This window comes from Corynebacterium nasorum (assembly GCF_032821635.1).
GTDB classification, from domain to species: Bacteria; Actinomycetota; Actinomycetes; order Mycobacteriales; family Mycobacteriaceae; genus Corynebacterium; species Corynebacterium kefirresidentii.
Genome location: NZ_JAVBIE010000001.1, coordinates 146322 through 171914, shown reverse-complemented (window position 1 = coordinate 171914; position 25593 = coordinate 146322). Strand labels below are relative to the sequence as shown.

21 protein-coding genes and 1 tRNA gene are annotated in these 25593 nt (G+C 53.8%); 10 read left to right on the top strand and 12 right to left on the bottom strand.

Translation table 11 applies throughout. The features are described 5' to 3' along the window. Positions 1–17: 17 nt before the first annotated feature. Together RAE07_RS00805 and RAE07_RS00800 are read right to left on the bottom strand one after the other, a co-directional pair. The gene (locus tag RAE07_RS00805) at positions 18–1106 is read right to left on the bottom strand and encodes an alkene reductase (RefSeq protein WP_248099845.1); all 1089 of its coding nucleotides are present in this window, start codon (positions 1104–1106) and stop codon (positions 18–20) included. Positions 1107–1249: 143 nt separating this feature from the next. Then, the gene (locus RAE07_RS00800) at positions 1250–2857 is read right to left on the bottom strand and encodes a mechanosensitive ion channel domain-containing protein (protein WP_248099843.1); all 1608 of its coding nucleotides are present in this window, start codon (positions 2855–2857) and stop codon (positions 1250–1252) included. 147 nt (positions 2858–3004) lie between these two features. On the opposite strand from RAE07_RS00800, the gene RAE07_RS00795 reads away from it, so the two are divergent. Further along, a complete protein-coding gene (locus RAE07_RS00795) occupies positions 3005–3301 on the top strand; it encodes a hypothetical protein (RefSeq protein WP_317001118.1) in 297 nt (98 codons plus the stop codon). 256 nt (positions 3302–3557) lie between these two features. Here the strand turns inward: RAE07_RS00795 and RAE07_RS00790 are convergent, their stop codons facing one another. Then, positions 3558–4613, bottom strand: coding sequence for a trimeric intracellular cation channel family protein (locus tag RAE07_RS00790; RefSeq protein WP_317001117.1), 1056 nt, complete (start codon positions 4611–4613; stop codon positions 3558–3560). Between the two features lie 106 nt (positions 4614–4719). After that, positions 4720–4793, bottom strand: a tRNA-Ile gene (locus RAE07_RS00785). Positions 4794–4925: 132 nt separating this feature from the next. Between RAE07_RS00785 and RAE07_RS00780 the strand changes: the two genes are divergently transcribed. From RAE07_RS00780 to RAE07_RS00765, 4 genes are all read left to right on the top strand, one after another. Beyond that, on the top strand, positions 4926–5831 hold the full coding sequence (locus RAE07_RS00780; protein ID WP_284835812.1) for a DUF5067 domain-containing protein: 906 nt from the start codon (positions 4926–4928) through the stop codon (positions 5829–5831). 456 nt (positions 5832–6287) lie between these two features. Then, entirely contained in the window at positions 6288–7103 is an 816-nt protein-coding gene (locus tag RAE07_RS00775) for a PTS sugar transporter subunit IIAB (RefSeq protein ID WP_239207489.1), read from the top strand. 11 nt (positions 7104–7114) lie between these two features. Next, positions 7115–8692 carry a PTS ascorbate transporter subunit IIC gene (gene ulaA / locus RAE07_RS00770; protein ID WP_239207488.1) on the top strand — a complete coding sequence of 526 codons (1578 nt, stop codon included), beginning with the start codon at positions 7115–7117 and terminating at the stop codon, positions 8690–8692. Between the two features lie 37 nt (positions 8693–8729). Beyond that, entirely contained in the window at positions 8730–9341 is a 612-nt protein-coding gene (locus RAE07_RS00765) for a hypothetical protein (protein WP_239207487.1), read from the top strand. A gap of 6 nt (positions 9342–9347) precedes the next feature. On the opposite strand, the gene RAE07_RS00760 is transcribed toward RAE07_RS00765, so the two are convergent. Further along, the gene (locus RAE07_RS00760; RefSeq protein WP_034655444.1) at positions 9348–9830 is read right to left on the bottom strand and encodes a MarR family winged helix-turn-helix transcriptional regulator; all 483 of its coding nucleotides are present in this window, start codon (positions 9828–9830) and stop codon (positions 9348–9350) included. Positions 9831–9930: 100 nt separating this feature from the next. On the opposite strand from RAE07_RS00760, the gene RAE07_RS00755 reads away from it, so the two are divergent. The 5 genes from RAE07_RS00755 to RAE07_RS00735 all read left to right on the top strand — a co-directional run bounded on the left by RAE07_RS00755 (position 9931) and on the right by RAE07_RS00735 (position 14750). Next, the gene (locus tag RAE07_RS00755; protein WP_086587329.1) at positions 9931–10350 is read left to right on the top strand and encodes an organic hydroperoxide resistance protein; all 420 of its coding nucleotides are present in this window, start codon (positions 9931–9933) and stop codon (positions 10348–10350) included. Positions 10351–10404: 54 nt separating this feature from the next. Then, positions 10405–10824 (top strand): organic hydroperoxide resistance protein, encoded by a 420-nt coding sequence (locus RAE07_RS00750; RefSeq protein ID WP_049358550.1) that lies wholly within the window; start codon positions 10405–10407, stop codon positions 10822–10824. A gap of 145 nt (positions 10825–10969) precedes the next feature. Continuing rightward, a protein-coding gene (locus RAE07_RS00745) for an IS3 family transposase (RefSeq protein WP_375545482.1) occupies positions 10970–12162 on the top strand; the annotation gives its coding sequence in 2 pieces (ribosomal slippage) (positions 10970–11252 and positions 11252–12162; 1194 coding nt in all). 212 nt (positions 12163–12374) lie between these two features. Further along, positions 12375–13418: an ATP-grasp domain-containing protein gene (locus RAE07_RS00740; RefSeq protein ID WP_200288815.1), complete on the top strand. Its 1044-nt coding sequence runs from the start codon at positions 12375–12377 to the stop codon at positions 13416–13418. Positions 13419–13586: 168 nt separating this feature from the next. Further along, positions 13587–14750: a hypothetical protein gene (locus RAE07_RS00735; RefSeq protein WP_200288814.1), complete on the top strand. Its 1164-nt coding sequence runs from the start codon at positions 13587–13589 to the stop codon at positions 14748–14750. 53 nt (positions 14751–14803) lie between these two features. Here RAE07_RS00735 and RAE07_RS00730 read toward each other — a convergent pair whose 3' ends face one another. The 7 genes from RAE07_RS00730 to RAE07_RS00700 form a co-directional block, all read right to left on the bottom strand. After that, a complete protein-coding gene (locus tag RAE07_RS00730) occupies positions 14804–16651 on the bottom strand; it encodes a hypothetical protein (RefSeq protein ID WP_200288813.1) in 1848 nt (615 codons plus the stop codon). Positions 16652–16659: 8 nt separating this feature from the next. Next, positions 16660–18870: a glycosyltransferase gene (locus tag RAE07_RS00725; RefSeq protein ID WP_317001114.1), complete on the bottom strand. Its 2211-nt coding sequence runs from the start codon at positions 18868–18870 to the stop codon at positions 16660–16662. A 9-nt stretch (positions 18871–18879) separates the two neighbouring features. Then, positions 18880–19818, bottom strand: coding sequence for a hypothetical protein (locus tag RAE07_RS00720; RefSeq protein WP_200288811.1), 939 nt, complete (start codon positions 19816–19818; stop codon positions 18880–18882). Next, positions 19809–21074 (bottom strand): UDP-N-acetyl-D-mannosamine dehydrogenase, encoded by a 1266-nt coding sequence (wecC, locus tag RAE07_RS00715; RefSeq protein ID WP_284698439.1) that lies wholly within the window; start codon positions 21072–21074, stop codon positions 19809–19811. The genes RAE07_RS00720 and wecC overlap by 10 nt, the downstream gene beginning before the upstream one ends. Before the next feature lie 123 nt (positions 21075–21197). Continuing rightward, complete coding sequence (locus RAE07_RS00710) at positions 21198–23105, bottom strand: glycosyltransferase family protein (protein WP_234288172.1); 1908 nt, start codon at positions 23103–23105, stop codon at positions 21198–21200. Beyond that, positions 23102–24643 (bottom strand): hypothetical protein, encoded by a 1542-nt coding sequence (locus RAE07_RS00705; RefSeq protein WP_284799183.1) that lies wholly within the window; start codon positions 24641–24643, stop codon positions 23102–23104. The genes RAE07_RS00710 and RAE07_RS00705 overlap by 4 nt, the downstream gene beginning before the upstream one ends. Positions 24644–24758: 115 nt before the next feature. Continuing rightward, a complete protein-coding gene (locus RAE07_RS00700) occupies positions 24759–25535 on the bottom strand; it encodes a DUF6270 domain-containing protein (RefSeq protein WP_200288809.1) in 777 nt (258 codons plus the stop codon). Positions 25536–25593: the final 58 nt, after the last annotated feature.

Here is a 25593-nt window from a genome sequence, read left to right as displayed (position 1 = left end):
ATGCCGCGGATTTTTCCCTAGTCCGCGGCATATTCATAATCAATGTAGCCACGCTCGCCGCCCAGGTAGAACGTATCCTGGTCCGGCTCGTTGAGCTCCAAGCCCTCACGCCAGCGGCGCACTAGGTCCGGGTTGGCGATGAGCTGGCGGCCCACCACTGCGGCATCCACGTAGTCCAGCTCGATTTCACGTTGCGCATCTTCCTTGGAAGTCACCGTGGGGAAGCCATCATTCATCAGCACCTTGGTCACGCCATTTGCGCGGGCCTTTTGCGCCAGCGTGGCGATAAGCTCGCTTTCCGGCTCGCCGTGTAGCAGCGACACATAAGCCAGGTTCAGCGGCGCCAGGGCATCGAGCAGTCCGCCGTAGGTGGCCAGCATGTCGTCCTGGTCATCCTCGATAACACCCTGCACATTGTGCGCCGGCGAGAACCGCACACCGACGCGGTCGGCACCGATTTCCTCCGCCACGGCGCGGATGACCATCTCCGGCAGGCGCCAGCGATTTTCCGGGCTGCCGCCGAATTCATCCTCGCGCTTATTGGACGAGGCCGCCATAAACTCGTGCAGCAGGTAGCCATTCGCGCCGTGGATTTCCACGCCGTCAACGCCGGCATCGATAGCCCGGCGCGCACCCTGGCGGAATTCCTCCACGATGCGCGGCAGCTCTTCCTTCTTCAGCTCCCGCGGGACCGGCGCATCCATTTTGCCGGAAAAGCCACGCACGGTTCCGCCCCAATCGAAGGAGCTCGGGGCCTCTGGATCTGCACCGTCAATCAGATCTGGGTGGCTGGTGCGGCCACCATGCATGATCTGCATGAACAAGGTGCCGCCGGCCTCGTGGACTCGGTCTGCTACCGCACGCCAGCCTTCTGCCTGCTCCTCGGTGGCAATGCCTGCCTGGCCTGGGAATGCGCGGTTGGTCCACGCCGGGAAGGTTCCCTCCGTGACAACCAGCCCGGCCGTGGCACGCTGCGAGTAGTACTTCTGGTGCAGCTCGGTAGGCACACCGCTTTCGCCTGCGCGCTGGCGGGTCAGCGCCGCCATGGTCACGCGATTATCTATCGTGTATCGGCCAAGTTCCAGAGGTTCAAATAGTGAAGTCATGCTAGGTGCAACGCGCAGCTAGCTCGCACTATTTCCCCTTTGCCACACAAGATCATTTCTGCACGTCAATAACAATGACATGAGCGTTTATGCCGACTTTGCCAACCACAATAGGAAGCAATGGTCGAAATGGGGGGCACATCCTACTGACGAGGCTCTGCCGGAATCTCTGTGCCTGCGCTACCGGCCGTTCCGGAAGCTTGGGCGCCGTCGCCGGCGTCACCTCCCGCAGTGGGCGCAGTGCCGGCGCCGGTCCCGGAATCTGTCCCCGCATTGCCTGCACCATTGGCAGCGCTCGGAGCCGGGGAGGCATTACCAGTAGCGCCTGTTCCCTGCCTGCCGCCGGCAGGCGTATCAGTCACGCCAGTGTCATTAGTGCCCTGTGGGTAGTCGGTTTCCGTGGGAGCGGCACTATCTTCCGTTGGTTCGGACTGTGTACCGGTCTCGGTGGTTGCTGGGGTGGGTTGGTTTGAGGGGGCGTCGGAAAGCTGTGAGGAGGAGGTTTCCTTGCCGCTATCGCGCCAGTGCTCGGGCGAGAGCCAGCCCGCGTCCGCATTTTCGGGATTGCTCGAGGCCAAGGCCAAGGCACCGACGACAAACAGCGCGAGGACAAGGCCCGTGGTGGAGGCGCGGACTCGGCCGCCGAATGTGGCGATCTTTTGGAACTTGCTATTGGCCTCCAAGCCACGCCAGATGCCCTGGGAGGGCTCTGGTTCTTGGTCGTCCGCATCAGACAGCGCGGGTTTTCCGGGGCCGTCACTAGCCGGGCCATCCACCTCAGCGTCCGCGGTGGCGGCACTGCGCTCCACCTTCGTCTCAGGGTGGGAGCCCTCCCCTGCGGTGGAAGCGTCTTTCACGGATTCTTGAGCCGCGGTATTTCCCTGCGGTGGGGTCAGCGGGCGCTGCAGTTCATCGAGATCGGCCACATTGTAGTGATCCCAGAACTCCGAGAGCAGCGCCGAGCGAATGGCGCGTTCCACCGCCCATTGGCGGGCCGGGTTAACGGTGACCAGTACGCGGTAGGTCACGTGCCACGATTGGCCGGCGGCCTGCGGGGCAACCAGCTGCGTGGCTGGCAGCACCTCGAGCTCGCCGTTGACATCCACGGCGATGGACGGCTCTTGGATGGCTTGCTCAGAAATGGTGCGCACTCGGCGGGTAATCTCTGGCAGGGTCTCTCCTTCTTGCACGGGTACGTCGAAGTTGACCACGGCGCGCGACCATTCCTGGGAATAGTTTGTTACCGCCCCGGCAGAACTATTGGGCACGGTGACGAGCTCGCCGGTGGGAGTGCGCACCTTGGTGGTGCGCAAAGTCAGCATCACCACGGTGCCTTCCACATCGGTTACGCCATCGAAGCTGACGTAATCGCCTACGCCAAATTGTTTTTCTGACAGGATGAAAAAGCCGGAGAGGAAATCCGCAATGATGGACTGGGCGCCAAAACCCACGGCGGCCGAAACTATCGTCGCCGGCACCGCCGCGCCTACCGCAGGAACACCGATATTGGTCAGCGCCGCCCAAATGATGAGGAAGTACGCGATGGCCTGCACGATGTAGACCAGCGCACCGGTCAGCGCCAGGCGCGCCTTGGTGGATTCTTCATCTTCATCGAGGCGGCGCTCTATGATGCGGATCGCCAGCCTGCCGATGCGTGGGATCAAAATGCCTATGAGCAGCAGCGCGATAAGCGGTAAGCCGTGGTCAACGAAGATGCTCCACAGCTCGTAGAAGTAATACTTCAGGTTCATGCCTCTACCGTAGGTGGCGGAGCTGAAAACTGGATGCCAGTTCACTGCCAGCCACCATGCAAACACTCCCCCCTCGCACAGCCCGTTTCCCCCTATGCCCTGCACAGACTCCGGCACCCGCCGCCTTGTTTAGCTACGGTATGGGGCATGAAGAAATCATTCCTTATTCCCTTCTTTTCCCTAGCCCTTTTTGCCACCGGTTGCGGCGGCAGCGACGAGACCGCCACCACCATTTCCACGGTGAAAGAAACCGTTACGGAAACGGCCAATGAAACGAGCCCTACAGAATCCAGCACCGAGGAAACATCCACAGAAGAAACGACCACCAAAGAAGCAACTACAGAGACCGCGCAGCACGCCGAACCGCAAACAGAAAATCAGGAAGCCGTGCAACCGGCTACCGAAAACCAGCCGCAGGCCGCAGGAAAACACCGCGCAGTATAAATGCGCGGACGGCACTTGGGTGGAGTTTGCCGCGTTGTGCAAGGAATCAAACGCTCAACCGCCAGTACAAGCGCCCAATGGGCCGAGCGCAGAGTGTCCTGCCTACCTGTGTGGCTATGGCAACGATGCCAACGGCAACCGGAATAAGAGCTCCGGAGAAATCCAAACCTAATATGGCTGCGAGCAAGGCTATATCACGGACCCGCAGGTTTGCGGCGCGGTTGGGCGCTAAGCCGCCGCGCTAAAGAACCGCGGGCTAGTCGCGGGAGTCATAGCGCTTCATGAGGCGATCAATGAGTTCATCCGTAAGCTTGTCATCTTCCAAAATGGCATCCAGGAGGCGTTGGGATTCCTCGTGGGAGACCTGTTCCTCCTCGGTGTAGGAATCACCGGTGAGGTCCACGCCGAAGTCCGTGTCCTCGCCTTCAGCTACCACTGCGCTGAGCTGATCCACTTCGGATTCGAAGGACTCCATAAACTCGCTGGCCTCCGCCGCAGCTTCTTTGCGCCGCTTGCCGGAGCGCACCTCCTTTTCAATGCGCCGCTGCAGCGCGGCCTCCATCTGGCGGTGGCGCCAAGAACGTAGGCGGTGCGGCTCTAGGCGACGCCCCACTGCACGGCTTTTATTCTCGGCCTTTTTCGCCAGCACCTTCACCTGTGCGGCGGTGTCATTAATAGGTGCCCAATCCTGGTAGGCCGGCACACGCCACCCCGCCCAAATGCCCAGCAGCGCCAAGAAGATGGAGACCAAAGGCCCAATGATCATGCCCACTGCCATCATGTCGAAATGGTGGCCTACCAGCACAATAATCGCACAAGCCACGGCCGGAATGACTGTTGGCTGGTTATCACCAAAGACGCTCGGCTCGCGCCCCATCACGATGTCACGAATCATCGATCCGCCCGTGGCGGTAAACACGCCCATCATGATGCATGGAATAAGCGGCAGGCCGTAGGTAATAGCCTTCACCGCGCCGGTGGCGGCCCACAGGCCGGAAACGACGGCGTCGCCATGCGCCTGCAGATAATCCCAGGTCTTGCCTTTGAAGTAAACAAAGCGAGCAATCAGCGCACCGGTAAAGGCCAAGTAGAGGTATTCCGGCTGGCTCATTGCCGCGACGGTGCCGCGGTTAATGAGCACGTCGCGCACCATGCCGCCGCCTAGCGACGAGAACATAGCAATGAAGAAAAAGCCGATGATATCGTAGCCGCGCTTGCGCGCCATAGTGCCACCGATAATTCCCATCAGCAGCACACCACTGATATCGGACCAGCGGTAGAGAGCTTCAATGAGCGGATCTACTTCAACCATATAGTTATTAGACTTCACCGCCCGCCCTTGCGCAATCAGCACACCCATATGCGCAGATAAGTACAAGGAGGCGACGGCACTGCTTGCCGACGCCTCCCTATCACCGTGGGGCCAGCGGGGCTCGAACCCGCGACCAACGGATTATGAGTCCGTAGCTCTAACCGACTGAGCTATAGCCCCACGCAGATCGCACGCCCACTTGGGCGACTCTCTGCCCTGAAAAGATTAGTCAAAGAGCGGCCAAAGACCAATTTGCCCCCTTCGCTATTGAGTATTTGTACGCTTCCTACCCCCTGCGGGTAGAAGTTAATTATGCGCAAACTACTCTCTTCTCTCATTCTCGTCTCTGCTCTCACGCTTACCTCCTGCTCGGATAGCGGTAGTGACAGCTCAAAGACGAGCGACTCCAGTAATTCCGCGTCCGATGCACAGACCGATGCGAAGTCCGTAATTGGGACGTGGAAGCAAGAGGACAGCGCTTCTGAAGATGGCTGGATGGAGGCCAGCATCACCGACGACGTCATCACCATCGAATGGGTCATGGACAACGGCGAAAATCGTATGATCTACTGGATTGGCACCTTTGACGCTCAAGCCGCTGCATCCGGCGAGACCGTTACTTCAAACCGCGATACCGTTGCCACTGCCTCTGAGTGGATGGCTGCTTCGTCCGACAAGAAAGATTTCTCTATCGATGACGACGCCTTAACTTTCAAGGTCGCGATTGAAGATAAGGAATTCACCACACACATGAAGAAAGTGAAGGATGATCCGACAACCATTAGAGAGCTAAAGAGCACGGATTTTGGCCAAACCTTTAAAAATGGAGTCCTGGATGTTCCAGCCGCCAAGTTCGAAATAACCGATCACCGTGTTATCAAGCCCGGTGAGCCTGGTAATGAAATAGGTGAAAAGCCACTTCTCGTCTTTAACTATGACGTAACCAATAAAACGGATGAAACTCTAACCACCACCGACTTTGTCGTGTACTTCACCGCCATCCAAGACAATGATCCGAATAAAGTAAACGAGCTCGACCTCGGTTCCTATATTGATCCTGAAACTGACGATACTCAGCTTGAGCAGATTAAAAAGGGAGGCACTGTCGCTGGAACCATAGCCTACGAGCTCGATGATCTAACTACCCCTGTGGACCTTGTTGCAACTAAGTCCTTCAGCCAAGATGAAATCGGACGCCAAACTTTCGAGCTCAATTAACTGCCCGTATACAACGCGCTTAAATCTCCCGTTCTAGCCGATACAGGAAGCGAAGCCCGCCGAGATACAACGCCCAAAGGAAATCGAGCCCATTTCTCACTGAGGCAGGCAGTACTTGACAGGCGTAGCCAGGCCCCTCCTGTATCCAATGGGAGGGGCCTGTTGTAGTGCGCAAAGCAGCACTTTAGCTGTGTTTCTCCCCGCGCCAGCGGGGATTTCTCATTTCCCTTCCCCTTAGCACAGGTCCATTTCCAGGTCCGGCCTTTCCGAGAACACACGGTCCCCTTTGCATTGCGACCACGCTAAAGACCGATAGAGCCAATTCGACCGCCCCTTGAGCGGTTGCAACTCCCCCAGTGCAAACGTTACCCCTGCATTTACCTCCCGTTTCTCCACGGCATAAAATCAAGAGTGACATTGACCTTGATGTCACAGCATTTGTGATGGGAGATACATATGACGACACTAGATTCCCTCTTGGTGCCCGGTGCCGTGGACTTGCACGGCACCGCCAAGGACTGGCGAGCAGCTATCCATCTTGCGGGATCGCTGCTTGAAGAAGCTGGCACGATAACCGCAGACTACACGGAAGCAATGGTGCACTCCGTGGAAGAAACGGGCCCATATATTGTCGTGGCTCCCGGTTTCGCTTTTGCGCACGCGCGCCCTTCGGAGGCGGTAAAAGAAACCTCACTGTCGTGGGTGCGCCTGGATAAGCCGGTGGAATTCGGGCATGATTCCAATGACCCTGTAGACCTCGTCGTAGCGTTTGCCGCACGGAGTGACTCCGAGCATCTGCAGGCGATGAAACAGCTCGCAAAGCTGCTAGCCACCAAACGCGACGAGCTTGATAGCGCAGAATCTGAAGAGGGGCTCCGCGCAGTCCTCACGGCATCGACGTCGAGTAAGAAACGCGCAGCTTCCACAGCAACGTCGGGGCCAAAGGCGCAACCAGCGAAGCAAACGGCCGCCGATTCTGTTGCCTCCAAAGGAAAAATTCTCACGGTATGCGGCAACGGGCTAGGTACGTCATTGTTCCTCAAAAACACCCTCGAGCAGGTGCTCGATGAGTGGGGTTGGGGTCCTTACCTCACCGTGGAAGCTACAGACACCATCTCTGCCAAGGGCCGCGCAGGCGAGGCGGATTTCTTGCTCACCTCCGGCGAAATTGCCGCAACGCTTGGCGATGTCGGAGTCCCCGTCTACGTCATCCAAGACTTCACCTCTATGCCTGAAATCGATGGGGCTCTGCGCGAGCTCTATGACATCTAAGGAGCATCCTCATGGACTTTCTTCTTGCTATAGCGAACTTCCTGGTAAATGAAATTCTCTCCGTGCCAGCGTTTCTCATCGGCATCATCACTGCGGTGGGTTTGGCAGCGATGGGCCGCGGTACCGGCAAAACCATTGGCGGCGCCATCAAGGCCACGCTCGGCTTTCTCCTTATCGGCGCTGGTGCAGGCCTAGTCACCGATTCTTTAGAGCCGCTGGGGGCCATGATTACCGGCGCCACGGGCGCCCAAGGCGTGGTTCCGACCAATGAAGCCATCGTAGGCATTGCGCAGGATCAGTTCGGCAGCCAAGTCGCTTGGATCATGATCTTAGGCTTTGTGGTTTCGCTGCTGCTCGCCCGCTTTACGCCAATGAGCTACGTGTTTCTTACCGGTCACCATGTTCTCTTCATGGCGACTCTTCTCACCATGGTGCTTGCACCAGCCGGGTATTCCTCGTGGATTGTCATCGCCTTCGGAGCAGCGCTCCTTGGCATTCTTATGGTTTCGCTCCCCGCCATCGCGCACCCATTTACCCGCCGCATTACCGGCGATGACTCCGTGGCCATCGGACATTTTGGCACTGCGGGGTATTTGGCTGCGGGCGGCGTCGGCAAGCTGGTGGGCGGCAAGGGTAAGAAAATGTCGCCCTCCACTGAGGACCTGAAATTGCCGGAAGGCCTGCGCTTCTTGCGCGATTCCATGGTGGCAACCGCGCTATCCATGGCGCTGATGTACGTGGTCCTCGCCGTGCTCTTCATTGCTCGCGCCGGTTCCGAGGAAGCCTTCACGGCCTTTCCAGATGGCGCCACTAATGTGAGCAATTTCTTGATGCAGTCCGTGACCCAAGGACTCCAGTTTGGCGTAGCCGTGGCCGTCATCCTGTTTGGCGTCCGCACCATCCTGGGCGAGCTCGTGCCTGCTTTCCAGGGCATCGCAGCCAAGGTGGTGCCCGGCGCGATCCCTGCACTGGATGCCCCCATCGTCTTTCCTTATGCCCAGAACGCAGTGCTCATCGGATTCATTTCTTCCTTCCTCGGCGGACTTGTCGGCCTCGCCGTCCTGTCTACCTGGCTCAATCCAGCCTTTGGCATTGCGCTGATTCTGCCCGGTTTGGTGCCGCACTTCTTCACCGGCGGTGCAGCAGGCGTTTATGGCAATGCCACCGGCGGCCGCCGTGGTGCCGCGCTCGGTGCTTTTGTCAACGGCCTCATCATTACTTTCCTGCCGGCATTCCTCCTCGGTGTCCTTGGTTCCTTCGGCTCCGCGAATACCACTTTCGGCGACGCTGACTTTGGCTGGCTCGGCCTGCTGCTGGGCTGGTCCATTCACGCCGATGGCGCCCTGGGCCTCGTCTTCATTGCCTTCATTGCGCTGGCCATTCTGGCCTTGGGGTGGGTGTGCCAGCGCAAGCTTGTCGACGTCCACTGGGACCCCACTCCCCACCGCCCTTCCCCCACCAGCAACGCCGATGCCGCCGCAACCAGCGGTGCAACCGGCGCACCCACTTCCGCCAGCACAGCCACAAAGTACCCGAAGGTTCTGCCACCCGAAGGTGCGCCAGTTCCACCCGCTCGTATAGACCATTAGCCGCGCGCCACACCCCGAAGGGCGCTACAGTATCCCTATGCAACGCCCTTCCATTCTCCCTCTCGCGTCCGTGCTCCTCGCTACCGGTCTTGTGCTGAGCGCCTGCGGCTCCGGTTCAGACTCCAACTCTGATTCCACCCCAGCAGAAGAGCCAGCCTTCTCCACCGCGCAAGATAGCAACTCCCCGGCTGGTGAAAATGCAGAAGAAACCAGCCCGGAGAAGGAAACGAAGCAACGTCGCACCGAAACGGTCACCAAAGAGGCAGCCCCAGAGCAGCCCACACCACCGGCCGGCGGCAAACACAACATCCATGTAGGCCAGATTGGCGGCTACTGTGGCACATCATCGTCGGGCGATTCCATCGACGCCGGCGATGCGACCTCCTGCGAATTCGCCGCCGCGGTCTTTGATGCCGCGATGCAGGCCAGCTACACTCTGCGCTCCCCAGATCCCACGGTGACATCGGTATACCACGCGGATGTCTCCGCCAGCAGCCCGGTGACCAAGCAATCCTATGACCTTGACTGCCGCATGGGCAGCGACCAGCGAGTTCTCACGTGCGAAAGGCCCGGAGACAAAACAGTTCGCGCCTCATTCGAAACCGCCGACAAAAGCATATGGTCCAGGCGCGTGGCCACGACGAACTAAGCCCCCCTACCTCACAAAGTCTTCTTCGGACGGCCACGGTAGCTCCACGTCGACGGGAGTAGCGGCAAGGACATCGAGAGACTCTTTAAATTCCACTAGGTCGAGGCCCAACTTCTCATAAGCCTCGGCCATTGCTTCGGGGATGCACTCGGCGCGGGAGCGCAGGGCGTCGCCGTCGGCGGTGAGGCTAGCGAGGGTGCGGCGCTCGTCGGCGGGATCACGGCGCCGCTCCACAAACCCCTGCTTTTCTAGGCGCTTAAGCAGCGGGGTAAGCGTGCCGCTATCCAGACCGAGGCGGGAATCAATGAATTTAAGTGGCACCGGTTCGTCGGCCTCCCACAGCACCAACATGACCAAGTACTGGGGGTAGGTCAGCCCCAGCTCATCGAGGAGTGGCCGATAGGAACGCACTACCGCCCTACTCGCACGGTAAATCGAGAAGCACAGCTGACTATCGAGAGAAAGGTAATCAGTGGGCGCGTCATTCATAGCCAAAAGTATAGACGCCAAGAAAATATTGTCCGCAATTTAATTGTGTACAATCAAAAGTGGATATTAAAACCGGATTGTAAAATCGAAAGGAGCAATCATGGACGCCATGTACACCACCGAGGCACTAGCCACCGGAGCAGGCCGCAACGGCCACGCCACAGTCAAGGACTCTGACCTCGACTTCACCCTGGCCATCCCGAAGGAAATGGGAGGCAGTGGCGAAGGCGCCAACCCAGAGCAGCTTTTTGCCGCCGGCTACGCCGCTTGCTTCCACTCCGCTCTGCAGGCCGTGGCCCGCAACCAGAAGGTCGAGTTGGGTGACTCTGCGGTGGGTGCACGAGTGGGCATCGGAAAGCAGGGCGAAGGCTTCCAGCTCGCAGTGGACCTGGAGGTTTCCATCCCAGCTCAAGACAAGGCCACAGCCCAGCAGCTTGCCGACGCCGCCCACCAGGTCTGCCCCTACTCCAATGCCACCCGGGGCAATATTGAGGTCACCGTCAACGTCGTCGAGGACTAGAATTCTTGCGTACAATCGGCGGACGTACAAAGACCCGATAGAAAAGGAGTCATTATGGACGCCGTATACACCACCGAAGCACTGTCCACCGGAGCAGGCCGCGACGGCCGCGCCGTAGTCAAGGATTCCGATCTGGACTTCACCATGACCGCCCCAAAGGAAATGGGCGGCAGCGGTGAGGGCGCTAACCCGGAGCAGCTTTTCGCTGCCGGTTACGCCGCCTGCTACCACTCCGCACTCAAGGCAGTGGCCAAGGACAAGGGTGTTGACGTGGAGAATTCCTCCGTCGGCGCCCGCGTTAAGCTGGGCAAGAACGACGAGGGCTTCTTCCTCGGCGTTGACCTCGAGGTCACCATCCCAGGCGTTGAGGACGCCAAGGCACAGGAGCTTGCCGACGCCGCCCACCAGATGTGCCCTTATTCCAAGGCCACCCGCGGCAACATCGAAGTCAACGTCGGTGTTGCACAGGACTAATTTCTAGTCCTCTTCCCCAACCCACACGGCGCCATCATGCGCGCCGCGTGGGTATTTTTATACGTTGTGCTCCGAACCTGACCCCTGTTTGGTAGACACCTGATATCCAGCCCGGTTGGGTTGGGAAGAAAGGTAATCTACCACCATGCCTAGGTATTCCGAACAGTTCAAACGTGATGCTGTGGCCCTCTACGAAAACAATGAGGACCTCTCACTTCACACGGCTGCAGCAGAGCTAGGAATCAATCGCTCCTCACTTTATTCCTGGCTTAAGCAGTACGGCACTGGCAAACGTGCCCGCACGAAGACCATGCGCGACAAGGCCCAGGAGACGACTGCTTCTGAACGGATCCGCCAGCTAGAAAAAGAAGTCTCGAAGCTGCGCGAAGAACGCGACGTCCTACGCAAGGCCGCGAAATATTTTGCCGAAGAGACACGCTGGTAATCCGCTTCCAGTTTGTCTATGACCACCGAACCGAATACTCGGTTAAGCGGATGTGCCAGGTGTTAAAGCTCAATCGCTCCTCGTTCTACAAATGGGCCAACACTCGCGAAGAACGCAGGTTAAAGATGTGTTCTGATGCTCTTATTGGTGCACGAATCAAGACCATCTTCGATGATGAGCTCGGGCTTTATGGTGCAAAACGCATTGCTGCAAACCTCAACGACGATACGGACTTTCCTCCGATCAATCACAAGAAGGTCGCACGCATCATGAAATCCATGAGGCTGAAAGGCTTTACTAAGCGGCGTCGGTGTATCACCATCAGGCGCAAGCCTGGACGTCGAGTCATGCCAGATCTAGTAGGCCGCAGATTCACAGCTGACAGGCCGAATCACGTTTACGTAGGCGATATCACCTACCTGCCGTGTAAGGGCGGCAAGAACATGTATTTGGCCACAGTTATTGACACTTACTCGCGGAAACTTGCAGGTTATGCGCTCGCAGATCACATGCGGGTATCGCTGGTTATCGAAGCTTTATCTCATGCCAGGAAAGTCCGCGGAAGCCTTAAAGGGGCAATTTTCCATTCTGATCATGGCAGTGTGTACACCTCACAGGCTGTTAGGGACCACTGCGCCCAGCTTGGCGTGCGCGAATCCATGGGAGCAGTGGGAACGAGTGCCGATAATGCCCTGGCAGAATCATTTAACACCACCTTAAAGCGTGAAGTCCTGCGTGATCGGAAAGTCTTTGACAATCCCATCGTCTGCCGCCAAGAAGTCTTCCGATGGTGCATGCGCTACAACACCCGCAGACGGCACTACTGGTGCAACCTTCTAGCTCCCGATGACTTCGAAGCGCTCACATCAGCTACACTGACCCAAGCAGCATAGCTAACCCCCGACGTGTCTACTTTCCGGGGGTCAGGCCCCATAGAAACCCACCACATTAGAGACAGCATCTTATGAAAGTTCAAGGAACTGCCACTATTTACGTCGGACGTGTTGCGGAGATTTTGAAGGGGTCATCGATGGGGCGAACTAGTGAATAAGTTTTAGTGAGTTAGTCGGTACAAAAGCGAGAATCTTAAATGTACTATGCCTACGTGAGCTACGATCCTAGAAACCTAATTGCTTTGGTAAATGACGAAATTTTGAAACCAAAGCTGCCAATCAATACTTATGACCGGATTAAGTCCCGCACAAAACTTATGCTGGGCGAAGCGAGGTCCCGCGGCTGGGAGACCCAAAAAGTCAAAGACGGCACATGGATATTTTTGAATAACGGTAAAACGGTGGGAGGAACCGTTTATCACGGCCCATCTACCCAGAGCATGTTCGCTAGAAGGGTTTCCAACGACAAACAGGCCACAAAATTGACTCTTCAAGCCAATAACGTGCCGACGCCTAACGGCCAGAAGTTCAATTCAGCCACTAAAGCTGAGGCCCTCGAATATTTTAAGGCGCAAGATCGCCCTGTCGTAGTTAAGCCGAATGGCGGCACCCGAGGGCGCGGCGTGTCTCTCAATATCAAAGATACCGAGACCTTTGAAAAGGCTTGGTCTAAAGCAGCTGACAGCGGCTACGGCGATGAAATTGTAATCGAAGAATACTTCGCTGGTTTCGATATACGCGTCTTAGTCATCGGTGGCCGTGTACGCGTTGCTTGCTCTAGGCTAAACGCATTTGTAGTAGGTGACGGGAAGCATACGGTTCAAGAACTGGTGGATCTCGAGCTCCAACGCCGACTTGCCGATGCTTACCTAAAATCTACGGAGATAAACATAGATGAAGATTGGCTAGCCGAAAGCCCTTGGACACTCGAGCAAGTGCCCGAGCACGGCGAAGTAGTCGTTCTAAATCCAATATCCTCCGTAGGTGGCGGCGGCTTCACGCTTAATGTCATCGATAAAATTTCTCGTCAACACATCGCGGTTGCAGAGCGCGCTGCTCGGGCCTTCCCAGGGACGGGAACAGTGGGAGTAGACATTTTCACCTCTTCCTTGCAGCCTGACGCCGACATCACAGTTCTAGAGATCAATACGCAGCCTTTCTTCGACATCCACCACTATGTAAGCTACGGCGAGCCTGTTAATGCGGCTAGTTATATTGTCGACCAGATCGAGCGAACACAGCTGCTCTACTCTTAGGCACTAGTTAAGGCTCTAGGCGTTGCTGGGTCGGCGTAACTCCGCTAAATCTCTGCACCGCCTCGGGCTTAATAGTGAGAACCAAGGCGAACTAACTTGTCAGCCTGACCTCGTTGCTAAAATCTGTGCGATAAGCAACCCACTCCTGGCTCAGATGATTGGAACTACATGCGTACCGAGCACCTAAACCATATTCTGGATTCTCTGCCCAGCCTTGAACAAAATTATTGGCAAGATGGTTACACCACGGGCATACACAACGCGTGGATTCGGACTGTCCGCCGCTCGGGGCGCAACTTCCATATTGACCGCTCGAAAAAGAACCGTCCGTATATCACTCTAAAGGATTCTGCAGATGATCCCATCGGAGTAGTTACTCCTTGGAACGTACCTACCTGCACTAAGACAGCTGGACGAATCTGCCAGAACAAAGTAAAAACACAAAAAATCCTGCACACCGCTGGCATTAATGTTCCTTGGTACCAGGTTTTTGGACCGGACGAGGCTGACGACGCCTTCGACACCGCTTTTGCTCAAGGCCGGAGAGAAGTCGTGGTCAAAGCACCAAGCTTCTCCCAAGGTCTCGGAGTTTTTCTTAACGTTACTGAACAGGACTTCAAAGAGCGCTTCCACGAATGCGTGGAGATGCAAAAGGAACGAAAGCGAGAGCCCTCGGTAATTGTCCAAGAAATGGTTGACGGCTTTGAATTGCGCGTCACCGTTGTGGAGGGAGAGTTTTTCGGTTCAATCATCCGAATCCCTGCCTACGTTACCGGCGACGGAACCCACAACATCGAAGAACTGATGGCGCTTAAAAATGACGAGCGTCAGAAGGACCGCGCACGAAGCAAGCGACTTCTTCGCCGAAACGCGAACATGGAAGCGTTCATGCGCTCCAATTCATTGTCTTTCTCAGATATTCCCGAAGCAGGAGAACGCGTTCTCCTCAGCGCAATCTCTAATATTTCTTTCGGTGCTGAAACTGCAAATATCACCGATATCATTTCAGAGGAAATTAGGGACACCGCTGTTCGAGCAGTTGCCGCGATTCCGGGTCTATACACTGGCGGCGTCGATATCATGGTGCGTAGTTTGAAAGACGACATGCCACGAGTTTTGGAAGTCAACTCTTTCCCTCACGCGACCTCCTTTATCTACCCCACTTACGGGGAATCTATAAACCCCATCGCGCGCTATCTGGACTCGTACTACGCCCAGCACAAGTTTGCAAAAGGCACAGAAGAGACCTTCTCATTGAAAGAAAAGCAAATGCTTTCCTCTCGCCATGACTTCTGCAAACTAAAGCTGCAGCTATTTCCCACCGAAGACTAAAAGTGAGGTCGGTGAGCATGAGCACATCATGTTCACCGACCTACAGCCTTGGGCTAACTATCTTTCGCCGCTAGCCATTCCTTCCGCAGCCAACGATCAGCCACGTACAAACGCCAAATGAATTTCACGATCTCTCTTTGAGACGACTTTTCGGGAACGATAAGTTCTCCGTTCGCGGCCGCTTCCAAGATTTTCCCAAATTCGGGAGTGACCTTTGAAATGAGCAGATCCCAGTTAGCAGATTCCACCAATTCTCTGGCCATCTGAACGGCCACAACCTTGGTGTACTCTATCGCTTTTGAATCTTTAAGCCGAGGATCCACCTGTAAGAATTCATCGCTTTCGTGAGCAGGAACTTCGGCATATCGCTCGGCAAAGGAATCTTCTCCAAGATTCTCCGCCGGACCAGCACTCTCAAACCGCCATTTATTGCCGTTGGACAAAGGAATGCGGTTCGCTTCGGGCCAAATCATTTCTAAGGCCCTAAAGAGAACACGCTGTGAAACCTTCTCTGACATCGTCATAGCGTCAGAAATCGCAGCTACCTCTTCATCAGCGATTGGATAAGCAATGACTGCATCACGCTCGTAAAGGTTTATGTGTGCATGCAGCCAGCGTCCCGACCTAAAGTTTCGGGCAAAGAGATACAAGTACTCGAGATCGATAGATGTCTCTACTTCACGCTGCCATTGTTCAAGGAAGTAAGCGTACTGCGCTCGGATCCCCTCGTTTACGAACCACCCGGCTTGTCGTCGCAAAGCGTTTTGCAAGCCCGACTCAGAATAGTGCAGCTTCTTTGCCTGACCGCCCTTCATTAGTGGCCACTGCCCCAGCATGATTGCGTCACCAGCAACACGCGGCGAGGAGCCATAATAAATAGAAGTATGCGGTTCAGATGCCGGGATGCCATCAGACATGAGAATTGTTCGATCAACCTTTTCCGCCAAGCTTGACCGATCAACTGGGGATGGTGCAGTTACTTCCAAGTTCTTTTTAGCCGCTCGGCACAAATTATGTGCCACTCGGACCTCTTCATCATTCGGCTTGCCAAAGGTTACCCCATAGACAGGTTGCTCCGAGTCCTTAACTAGTCCGAGCAATAGCCGGCTGTCTTTACCGCCACTCATTCGTACTTGAACGTTCTTGCCCGAAAAGTTCGCTAATGCTCTCTGCGTAGAGGCCTTTAGCGCGTCGGCGAGAGCTTCAGCTGCTTCCTCTTCAGAGTGAAGGTTAGGGAGATTAGCGATTAGACCTGCGGGACGAGGAATAATCTTTACTTCTCCGCTATTAACCTCGAGTGCCTCGTCCACTGCAATCGTAGATACGCCTTCAAACGGAGATACGGCATCGAGGTTAAACCCAAACATCAAATACTGATCTAAAAAGTCAGTTTCCAATGCCACTGGAGAAGCTTCTCCCTCTGCTCTTGCTACTGCAGCAAGAAGTGGTCTGTTGCTAGCGAAAACATAATCTTCCGTCTCCGCATAATGTACCGCTTCTAGAGCCGGAATTGTGTTCCATAGTATGACGCGATCGCGATAGCGCTCACCCCAGATCGCCGTATAGCTGCCCCAAACAGGATCGGTGTAAACAACCTCGCCGCCACGCCTGGACACCTTCTCGAACAGGAGCTCGGAAACATCCTGGCCGCTCGAATGCGCCCACCAGTCTTTCTTTGCGACGACGCGGTTCGACTCGTTCGTCCTTTTCCACACACCTATAGATGCAGTCCCATGCTGTCCCGGTGTGGAAACTTTTATTTCACTCCGATAGTGATCACTGACCAAACTGCGGTATTTCTGGAAGCACCGACGTAGCAGTTCGGAATTATGCTCTGCAAGGTCGTCAGAAACGGTAGAGCGAAGCTTCTTCTTAGGCACCGCCAAAAGGTAAATGGACATCCTAGCTCCTAGATAGTTTCCGTACGCTCAGACTCCTTGACAGCAACATTTTGCCCAGTCAAGGCATCGATCCATTCGGAAATAATTTTCTTAACTCCCCAACGGGAGGCGTATTCACGTGCCTTTTGGCCCTCTTCTGCAAATGTCTCCGGTTCACGTAGGGCGAGTACGCGATCGATTGCGAGGTCACTACCCCCATCTACATACGGACCAAAAATGTTCTTCGCCCCATCTCTCTCCCACACGATGGGGACTGCACGCGAGGCCATTCCTTCTGCAGGCGCAAGATGGAAACTTTCCACATCACTTGGCGACAACACAATGCCGATCTTCCTAAACCAAGACGCCATATCTGGCCCAAAATCTTCAAACACTACGTGATCCCGTAGTCGCTCGTTCGAGGCAATAGAAGAGAAAAAATCTAGATACAACTGCTTCTGCAGCGGCTTACTCCATTCGTGAGGGTATTCCCAAGGGGCCCTGCCTCTTATGTGAAGGACGTACCGGTCGTCGTGTTCCAATAGCTCTTCAAAGAATGAAACAGCTCTATCTGGTCGCTTTAAGAAGGGAACGTAGCCGACCAGACCAATATGGAACTGAGCACCAAAAAGCTTTTCCCGGTCAAAGTCCACTAAATCAATTGCATTTGGAATTACCCGAGTAGCCGTGGATTGCAGTGGAAGTCGTTCCAGCGCCATTTCCTCGTAATGCTGCGAAACGAAAATCAATTCGTCCACGCCTTGCCAGTCGATTTCCTTCATCCATGGGCCGGGGCCACGAAGTTCGAATCCATGTAGACGACTAATTAGCCTCTGCCCTGGTCGCTTATGCTCTGCATACCACCGGACTGACGGACCACACCATTCGCAAAATACAATGTCCGCCCAATTGACCAGGTTTCGGCTGCGTTCTTCGTCATGCTGATGCAGAGACGACCAAACGTCCTTCTCGAGTATGAACCGAGGATCCTTCTCAAGCGCATCCACTAATTCGCCCATGAACTTGAAATCGTGGGAAGCGATTACGACCTTAATCGCATCCATAGGCACCGAACGGTTACTAGAACGGACTATGCCGGCCGCTTCGAAGTAGCCAGTTAGACGCTCTACCGCTGAATCCATTGAAAAGTTTGCTACCTTGCCCCGAACCTTTGGGCTCATTAGGTCAATAGAGTTTGCAGTTTTAGCAATGACCTTTGCAGCATCCACTGCGGTAGCTTGCGCATCAATAAAGAATGGATAATCGCTACCGAAGAGAGCACGGGTGTCATCGTTAAAATTAACTAAGGCAGGAGTTCCAAGAGCAGAATATTCTAACGCCTTTGTGGAAACCTCTAGGCTTGAATCTAGTACCGCTGTCCGCCAACCTAATCCAATATGGGCGGACGAAATGGCTGCCATGGATTCATCCCGAGATACACCACCTAACCATTCAACTCCGCTATCAGCATCTGCCGCTGCCTTCTCTAGCGCCTCTTTCATCTGGATGTGCCAAGAAGGATCGCTCTTATCCCTATTTATCTTGTCGCCGACAACTAATAGCTCTGACTCGATTCCCAACTTTCTGAGATGCTTGGGGATTTCCAGCATTTCGAGTGTCTTCCAGTCCTTAGCCATCTTTCCCGCATAGACAATGCGGAGCTTGTCCGACTGTTCGTAGTTCTCCCCGCGCTTTTCCTTGGAAAACGCCTCACTCGGTACCATTGGGAGCATCAAGCAGGTCTTCCCTGCCGCGAATGGAGCGATCGATTCTAGATAGCTTCGGGCCGCTTCAGTTTGTACGAATACTCTCCGAGAGTTCGCCGAGATTCTTTGCAAACGGCCCACATTGGTCTTAGAAAGCTTGGTGATTGGGAAAGGAAGATCCGTTATATAAGCCCAAAGTATCGGCGCCAAGGTCGAAGAGCGACTTAATGTGTGTGCCAAATTCAGTCCTCGAGAAACGAGGATGTCAGCACCGACCCTGTTGACCAACGATTCAAGGACAGGAACCGCGGCTTCCTCGTTGAGTGGAGAACTGGTGTCCGGAGGAAGATGTAGGACGACGTTTTCAATCTTGTCTACGGACTGTAAGAGACGATAGTTATCCGGCTTCATTTTGAGCTGGAGATGGACCTCATCGCATGTCTTTGAAAGCGTTTCGGTTATTGACATGAGCCAGATCGACGAGCCATCTACAACATTCGGACTGATGTCCCCATAAACTACAGCGGTGCTCACTTCTTAACCTCACTTACACGCGTATGCGTCGATAGCCTTTATCACTGGGTTCGCCATTTCGGCGCCCCGAGAATCTTGTCCTGGCTTCTTAGGAAGCACAACATCAGCGGTGTCACGCAAAACGCTCGTCATATGTGAGGCCGGTGCATTAGCCACGACCGCCGTAAGGACATTATTCTTTCGTTGCGCTTTCACAATCTGGCTATGGAGCTCCTGAAAAAGATGCGTCCCTTGAGCTGACAGACTCCCAAACCAGCGACCACAGGTTAAAGACGCCTCTTCGATAACAAGCCAGGAAATGTCGTTCCCAAACTTCGCTAGGTCAACGGCAGAATCTATTTTCCGGACGGAGCAGAAGCCCGAGAGACTTTCACGGAGGTCGGAAGAGCCCAAAACGGCCACTACTCGAGTCATTTCGTTGGAAGGATAAAGGAGATCCCGTAGCTTTTCCTTGGACCCCTCACCAGTGTCTTGCAGCGCCGCCTGTCGCCCGGCCACATGAGAGTTGGGTTTCTCCACAGGCTTCGATGCAGAGATACGCCTAGGGGAAAAATAGGATAAAGGTTCTGAGATTGCGCCCCCTGAACCCGTCTCACCATGTCGCCATTCCTCGACCGCGGAATTGATTTGGGTTAGTTGTTCTTCTTGAAAGCGTTGACTCTCTCGCGATTTGGCTATACTTCCCGACATGTTTCGGAGCAGCGACAACTCTTTAGCAACGGACATTACATTGCGGTAATCCTGTCGGCGTTGTGCCTCTACTCGTCGTGTCCAAGAAACGCTTAAAATCAAGATCAAAGCCGCTACTACCACCGCCAAAATCAACAGCCCAGCGCGAACTAAGTTGCTTGACAGCACCGCGGCAATTAACAACACAGCGGCTAACACGGCAAGACTTGCAAGCGACTTGCCGGATTCCAACCTCTTCATCCCTAGGATCAGCTCCACATGCCACGTGTGTCAACGACATTCTTTCCTTCCAAGACGCTCTTTTCGAGGCTCTTGAAAGGTGTATGGTCCACTAAGACAGCAACCACGGGGCTTGAAGATATCGCGTGAGAAGCGTCAACTAGCTGCACGTTTTGATATGCGGTTAGACTCTCGGGCAGCTCATTCACATTAGGCTCAGCTACTAGGATGTTTTTCTCCGGCCACTTCTCGGCCATTTGTTGCACGATAGACAGAGCAGGGGATTCTCTCAAATCATCGATATCCGGCTTAAATGCTATTCCCAGTGCGGCGATTGAATCTGCGCCTTCGGCCTCGACTGCTTCAGTAATTTTGGCAATAACGTAGGCAGGCTTGCCGTCATTAACCTCCCTCGCCGTACGGATCAGCTTGGCTTCCTCCTGAGCCGAAGAAACAATGAACCAAGGATCAACTGCAATGCAGTGGCCACCCACACCAGGGCCCGGATTCAGAATATTGACTCGTGGGTGATGGTTAGCGAGTTCAATCAATTCCCAAACATCAATTCCAAGCTTGTCTGAGATGATTGACAGCTCGTTTGCAAAGGCAATATTCACGTCCCTGAACGAGTTCTCGGTCAGCTTTGCCATCTCAGCGGTTGTTGCATTCGTCAATAGCATCTCGCCATTGCAGAAAAAGGAGTATAGCTGTTTCGCCCTATCCGTCGACAGGGGATTTAGGCCTCCGATAACTCGGTCATTAGCGGCCATCTCCTCCATAATCTTGCCCGGTAATACCCGCTCAGGGCAGTGTGCGACTAAGAGACGGTTAGCACTTTCAGGATCCGTCGATAGGTCCGGCCTTTCGGCTAAAAGAATCTCAGCCATCTTTTCAGTGGTCCCTGGAGGGGAGGTTGATTCTAGGACCACGAGCGCCCCCGGTCGAAGCACAGGAGCAATATTCTTCGCTGCCGCTTCGATGTAGGACATATTGACTGAATAGTCATCATTGAACGGCGTCGGGACAGCCACAATGAACGCGTCTGCTTCCGCTACTTCTGTATCAGCCTTGAGATGTCCATCGGCGACTACGCTTTTTAATAAAGCTTCGAAGCCAGGTTCAAAAAAGGGCATTTCACCATTGTTGATCTTCTCCACATGGCGCTCATTGATGTCCACCCCCACTACGGAGATACCAGAATCAGCGATAAAAGCTGCAGTCGGGAGACCAATGTATCCCAGCCCAACAACACAAACCTTGTTTATGGGTCCCAATTGTTTCTCTTCAATGCTCACTAAAACCCCTCCTCGGGAGAAAAAGTATTTTCAAATTTTAATTCGACGTTTTAGAACCGCAGTGCATTATTCCACAAAGGGGACGCTCCTACATCGAAAACCCTTGGGGAGCACGCGGTCCATCTAGCATTCAACAGCCTCGAAATTCCGACCAATCCCCACGACCTGCCCATTAGCCAAAAACGATGCATTTGAGACTTCCCAAGTATGTTGTCCAGCATTTCTCATCTGAACAAAGTTGAAGCGGTCTGTGGAATATATTTTCCCCCCTTTCCTCAAAAGAGAACGAATAAACGCAGTGTCTTCCCCTCGGGAACGCGCCTCAAATTTATTTTCCGCAAACGTATTGCGGGGACCGAAGAAAGTAGGGCCAGCTACGAAGTTCGTCCAGCGATGTTCCCTCTCCGGCCGCCTAACTATCAGCAATTCTTCATTGCCCAAAAACGCATAGTTTGCCTGTTTGCCTACCAGGTCAGCACCAGAAAAGGACCACGAGTTATACATATCCAAAAGATATGAAGCAAAGTAAAAATCATCATCATCAAACTTGGCGATGAAATCGCCTGACGAAGCAGCGATACCTGCATTTAAGCACTCTCCTAGCGAGGAACTTCGCTCCTCCCTAAGTACACGGTATTGATGAACTTTCGCCTCCTCAGCGAAGTTTGCAATCTCCTTGTCACCAACTTGAATCCCGTGCAGAACCAAAATCAGCTCGACATCCACTCCGGATTGCCGACCTACCTGCTCAAATACATGCTTCAATTGCCCTTCCCGCACCGTAGAGCAAATAACACTAACTTTTGGTTTAGTCTTCAGACCTTCAGATTCAGAGGGACTAACTCGTTCCAAAATCTCCATTGCCCGAGTTGTATAGGTATGGCTCTCCCAGATCCTTCTTTGTGCCCGATGTACCAGCCTGTCTCTCAACTCAGGAGAATTAACCAAGGCACGAATAGACAACGTGGCTTCTTCCCTACTATCTACAAGCACTAATTCAGTAGAAGGAAAAGTCTCCTCAAGTGCCTTGCTCCATGTAGAGACTACAGGCGTGCCAGAAGCAAGAAGTTCAAACACTCTACGGGAGCACATACTGGGACTGTCAACTACAGAGTTCACATTTAGGAAGACTTTGAAATTCTTGTAAGCCGCAATCATTTTTTCGTACGGCAGAGACCCCACGACTCTTTGGGAAAACGGCTGCGGGAAGAGATAGCGCTCGTCTTTTCCCTCGAATCTAGAGAAGATACGGAGACCGTCTTCAAGATGCCCTGATGCATCCATAGCTCCGCCCAGCAGCATCTCCATTTGCTCACGGCGTTCTGGATATTTGTGAGCAAAATACATGCCCGCAAAAGCCACGTCTCCTTTCTGATAGTTAGGCATATCAGTCCGGATAGGGTTATGAATCGCAGGCTGAGCAGCAAAGCTCAAAGGCCACACTCGATCATGCCCCAACGCGTGCTTATAGGCATCTACCAAATTGACATCGCTCGTAAACACGAAATCAAACAACCGCGCAGTATCTAAGAATTCCTCAAAATGGGGAGGGTCCTCTTTATTCCAGAAGGCCGTAGGAATCCCAAGTTGTTTGCATTGCTCGACGATCACGGAAAGCGCGGTGCTGGGAGCGGAACCGCCAGTCAATTGGTACTTCCAGGCTCCTCCATTTCCGTCCCAAGCACTCTCGACCAAGAATAAATCAAGCTCATAGGATTTAAGTTTCGATTCTTCCCCGGGCAAGATTGGCACGATTGAAAATTCCTCTCCCCATGCCAGGAGAGAAAATTCATCCATGATTACGCCAACGCATAGGTCCTTGAATGGGCTTGTCCTGTTAGTTTTCCCTTGGGCGGTTACTGCCAGTGGGTCAAACGTAGCGGTCCTTTTGCTTACCGTTCCTACGTTAAATCGCCTTTTAGTCTGGCGTATTAATTCAGAAGGGCCTTCATCTCGGGCCACCTGACGCGCCCGTTTAAAATAATATTCAGTTTTATTCACCATCTTGTTTAATTTTCCATTTTGAGTCACAGAGGCCACCCACTCCAACGAATTATTGTTTTGTACACTGCTTTGTTTAACCGATTCTCGTACGACAAGTTGAGCATTGGCCAGATTATTCTCCTAGTATTGAACGGAAGACCTATTGAGGGCCCTAACTCATATTCGGAGTATCCCGCAGCCGCCCAACTGGTCATTCGATTTTCCCAATAATAGAGGTCATAGAAGCTTGCAAGCGACGAGGAGACTGAATCTAGCTGGGTATAAGCTATGTACTCCTCCATCTCTGCGACAAGGCGAGAATTGGAGGAGAATTTACTCGTCGTAAACTTTCCGGCTAGGATTTCGCCGTTAACCGGACTCTCGGTCCTATCTTTATAAAAGACTGTGCCGATTTCACCACCGATCCCAAAAAGGACTACGGATTCTTTGGGGAAGTTCTGCCACAAAGATTTGGCTAAAGCCGGAAAACGAGCCCAAGTAGGAAACGATCGTTTGTACGCGGAAGCAAACTTTCCTTCAAAAATGAACGGTTCCACTTTCACTACCTTGTGTTGCAGACCAGACAGCATAGCTAGGAAATTGGCTCCTTGGAGGTCATTGATCCCTAAAGGATCCTTTCTCTCCGCGAAAATGTAGGTCATAGCTTTGGTGAAGTGCTTTTGGAAAAGATCAATACACGACAACAGCACTACCAAAGAATCTTGGCCTGAGGTCAAAGCGAGATAGGTTTTATCAGAGGTATTGAGCCACGCCGAAGTCTGCACCCTAAGCTCACCAATCAGAATGCGAGCGACCTCTTTTGGCGAATATTCCGCGGATATTCGGTGCTTTTCCAATGGGAAAATGCGGGAGTGCAGGGCCCTTTCCCCGTCAAAAGACAGCACACAATTAGCACTTACTAGCTCGGTGCAATCATGCGGCGTAATGCGGCCTGGCAACCATTTTCCCGCAGCACTCACATAGTCAGGATTTGAAAGAACCCAATATGCCCGCTTCCTCGAGAATTCTTCTATCTCTCTAGCGACCAACGCAGAATGCGATGCAGCGAAAAGTTGTTTATTTCTGACGGTCCAGTAGCAACTTCTGCTTGCCATTGCATCTACGTGAATACGCCACCGGTCTTCACACCCGGCGATAAGGACGAACCGGCCCCCTAGCCACAGGACGTACTCATCAATCGCCTCGAGGCTATTTCCAGACAATATTAAATCAGCAATACGGTCAGCGATGAGGTCGCTATCAGATATTCCTTCCTCCGAGTCGATAGCAAGCCCCAGCACGGCAACTGAGACTCCACGTTTCTGGGCCAATGCAACAGGAAGGTTTTCTTCAACCCGAAGGCGCCCCTCACCTAGAGCCAGCTCCTTCCAACGCGGTGAAGGCGGTGGTTGAAGGAACCCTTGGTTGCTGAACTCATATCCACGCGAAAAAGCCCGCACTTCCCCGCTACTGCTAGACGTTCGCCGTTTCTCTCCCACCGCAGCGTCTGACAACCCGCGCCAAGCTCCTTGCAGGGTGGATTTCGCGTTTTCGTCCAATTCCGGTCCGAGAAAGCGAGTACCCACAGTCGCCTCGACTCTGGAACGCCCCCGGTATACTCGCGCTCTAATACCGTGCGGGATTTGACGAGCTCTCTTCAGCAAGGAAGCCGGCAAACCTTCTAGTTTCATATCTATGCCGCTAATTCCTGGTCTGGTGCACTGATTTCTTAATCTCGTACTCCATCGAAGCATACGCCGAACGAGTGAAGTGGAATGGTGCATTTCCCCACTTATGGTTCTCGTCAGCTACTGTGCCGTCGATCCTTGACACAGTAATCCCCAGCCTTTCTAGAACCACGTAATATCTACGGAACATCTCATTATACTGCGAGGCAGATAAGCCACGTATCCGGCCAGTCTTCTTATTGTCTGAGCGATACTCGGCCCATTCCGGTGCCAAGACTAGGCATTTTTGCTTCAACCCAAGAAAATCCAAAAACTCAGTAAATAAAGCTGCAGCCCCCTGCCAACGCTGGAAGTGCTCGGCGGACCCGAAAGGAATCTTTCTGGCCTTTTTCAGAATTTGGGGCATGCCCTCCAGCCGCCTGATTTCCGCGCTATTGGTAGCAATGCTCCCATCTGGAAACTCCCAAACCCCGGTCCGCTCAACGACCAAGTCCCAGACAAAAACATCAATACCGTTTTTCTTCGATATCTCGCGCATGAGGTTTCCCGACAAATCACTCTCTAACATGCGCTGCTGGAAAGAGCTTTTCAGTTTGAAATCAGGAATGTTGGATTTCGCGTCTGAGCCCACGGAAAGTAGAGACTGACGCGCCACATAGCGGAGCACCTTGAAGTCGGTGTGCTTCGCAAACTCAACAGTGTCCCGACTCACACACCCACCAAAAATAAAGGTATGGACAGGCGTGGCTTCTTCTTTGGAAGATGCCGGCTCAAAGTTTCCTAACTGCATACGATGATTCTAGACTATCCTCAGTGACAGCTTAGACCGTAACTACAGAGCAATCATC

Coding starts and splice junctions, on each gene's coding strand:
- RAE07_RS00805 (WP_248099845.1), bottom strand. CDS start 1,106: ATGACTTCACTATTTGAACCTCTGGAACTTGGCCGATACACGATAGAT.
- RAE07_RS00755 (WP_086587329.1), top strand. CDS start 9,931: ATGGACGCCATGTACACCACCGAGGCACTAGCCACCGGAGCAGGCCGC.
- RAE07_RS00750 (WP_049358550.1), top strand. CDS start 10,405: ATGGACGCCGTATACACCACCGAAGCACTGTCCACCGGAGCAGGCCGC.
- RAE07_RS00775 (WP_239207489.1), top strand. CDS start 6,288: ATGACGACACTAGATTCCCTCTTGGTGCCCGGTGCCGTGGACTTGCAC.
- RAE07_RS00700 (WP_200288809.1), bottom strand. CDS start 25,535: ATGCAGTTAGGAAACTTTGAGCCGGCATCTTCCAAAGAAGAAGCCACG.
- RAE07_RS00780 (WP_284835812.1), top strand. CDS start 4,926: ATGCGCAAACTACTCTCTTCTCTCATTCTCGTCTCTGCTCTCACGCTT.
- RAE07_RS00760 (WP_034655444.1), bottom strand. CDS start 9,830: ATGAATGACGCGCCCACTGATTACCTTTCTCTCGATAGTCAGCTGTGC.
- RAE07_RS00790 (WP_317001117.1), bottom strand. CDS start 4,613: ATGGTTGAAGTAGATCCGCTCATTGAAGCTCTCTACCGCTGGTCCGAT.
- ulaA (WP_239207488.1), top strand. CDS start 7,115: ATGGACTTTCTTCTTGCTATAGCGAACTTCCTGGTAAATGAAATTCTC.
- RAE07_RS00730 (WP_200288813.1), bottom strand. CDS start 16,651: ATGTCCATTTACCTTTTGGCGGTGCCTAAGAAGAAGCTTCGCTCTACC.
- RAE07_RS00795 (WP_317001118.1), top strand. CDS start 3,005: ATGAAGAAATCATTCCTTATTCCCTTCTTTTCCCTAGCCCTTTTTGCC.
- RAE07_RS00800 (WP_248099843.1), bottom strand. CDS start 2,857: ATGAACCTGAAGTATTACTTCTACGAGCTGTGGAGCATCTTCGTTGAC.
- RAE07_RS00765 (WP_239207487.1), top strand. CDS start 8,730: ATGCAACGCCCTTCCATTCTCCCTCTCGCGTCCGTGCTCCTCGCTACC.
- RAE07_RS00735 (WP_200288814.1), top strand. CDS start 13,587: ATGCGTACCGAGCACCTAAACCATATTCTGGATTCTCTGCCCAGCCTT.